We start from the raw sequence: 1,791 nt of genomic DNA, 5'->3' as shown, positions 1-1,791 counted from the left end.
GGCGTCGTCCACGATGAAGCACACCCCGGTCGGTACGGCCTGGATGTTGACCTCGACGGGGGTGCCGGGCGCGCTGTAGTTCGTCGCGTTGTCCAGCAGCTCGGCCAGGACGACGGCCACCGGTTCGACCGCCTTGCCGACGAGGGAGACGCTGACCTGGGAGTGGACGCCGACCCGGTCGAAGTCCTTGATCCTGCCCTGGGCGCTGCGCGCGACGTCGTACACGGTGGCGGCGCGCTCGCGGCGGCCCAGCCAGCCGCCGCACAGCACGGAGATGCCCTTGGCGCGACGGCTGAACTGGCTGCCGGTGTGGTCGACCGACATCAGGTCGGCCAGTACCTCGGTGGTGTCGCCGTACTTCTTCAGCAGGCTGTCCAGGAGCACCTGCTGTTCCTCGGCGAGCGACTGCAGCGTTCCCATCGCGGACTTCAGGACCGCCTTGGTGGCCGCCTCCGCGTCGGCCCGTACGTCCGCGAGGTCGCTCTGGTGCCGCGCGTTCAGCGCGGCGATGTGCGCGTGCAGCCGGCCGGCGTCGCCGCGGGCCTCCCCCAGCCCGGTCTCCAGGTCCTTCCTCGTTCTTCGGAGCGCCATGTTGGTTCTCCGGGCCCGCAGCACTGCGAGGACCGCAGCGACGAGCACCACAATCAAGATCCACAGCAGTGGATCCCGGGTCAATGACGTCATGAGACTCTCTTCAAGTCGCATCGCGCCAGGAACGTGGGCAGCGCGATGGTGCCTTCGAGACTGTCCCCCCGGACGCGTTCATGACACGCCGTCAGCCCACTGAAAAGTGGGATGATCTTATCAGTCACACAGGCACAACCGGCTTGCACAGAGCCTGAATTGAGACGTCATCAAATCCACACACCACCGCAACCCGCCCGTCGTACGACGGCTGCCGCGGGAGCGGCTCAGACCGGCCACGCACCCGTCGTCAGGAACGAGTCGAGCACCGCCGCGTACGGCGCGATGTCCAGGCCCTGCTCCGCGAGCCACGCGTCCGCGTAGTACTTGTCCAGGTACCGGTCGCCCGGGTCGCACAGCAGGGTGACGACACTGCCGGTACGCCCCTCGGCCACCATCTCGGCCACGATCTTCAGCGCGCTCCACAGGCCGGTGCCCGTGGAGCCGCCCGCCTTGCGCCCGATGGCCCCCTCCAGCGCCCGTACCGCGGCGACGCTGGCCGCGTCCGGGACCTTCATCATCCGGTCGATCGCGCCGGGCACGAAGCTGGGCTCCATGCGCGGCCGGCCGATGCCCTCGATCCGGGAGCCGCAGTCGCAGGTGACGTGCGCGTCACCGCTGGTCCAGCCCTCGAAGAAACAGGAGTTCTCGGGGTCGGCGACGCAGATCCGGGTGTCGTACTGCATGTAGTGGACGTAGCGCGCGAGGGTCGCCGAGGTGCCGCCGGTGCCCGCCGTGGCGACGATCCAGGCCGGCTCCGGGAACCGCTCCAGCTGCAGCTGCCGGAAGATCGACTCGGCGATGTTGTTGTTGCCGCGCCAGTCCGTGGCCCGCTCGGCGTAGGTGAACTGGTCCATGTAGTGACCGCCGGTCTCCACCGCGAGGCGGGCGGACTCCTCGTACATCTTCCGGGAGTCGTCCACGAAGTGGCACCGCCCGCCGTGGAACTCGATCAGGCGGATCTTCTCGGCGCTCGTCGTGCGCGGCATGACCGCGATGAAGGGCACTCCGATCAGCTTCGCGAAGTAGGCCTCGGAGACGGCCGTCGAGCCGCTGGAGGCCTCGATCACCGGGCGGTCCGGGCGGATCCAGCCATTGCAGAGGCCG

At 68.9% G+C, this 1,791-nt stretch carries 1 protein-coding gene and 1 pseudogene; both read right to left on the bottom strand.

The window, feature by feature from the left end; translation table 11 throughout:
- A pseudogene (locus IE312_RS38455) lies at positions 1-684 on the bottom strand (ATP-binding protein); the annotation flags it as partial.
- 227 nt (positions 685-911) lie between these two features.
- Positions 912-1,791: PLP-dependent cysteine synthase family protein (locus IE312_RS01595; RefSeq protein WP_229898858.1), on the bottom strand; the 880-nt coding region annotated here is incomplete at its 5' end.

Source organism: Streptomyces capoamus, assembly GCF_014654935.1.
In the GTDB taxonomy this organism is placed as follows: Bacteria; Actinomycetota; Actinomycetes; order Streptomycetales; family Streptomycetaceae; genus Streptomyces; species Streptomyces capoamus.
This window is presented reverse-complemented; position numbering and strand designations above follow the sequence as displayed.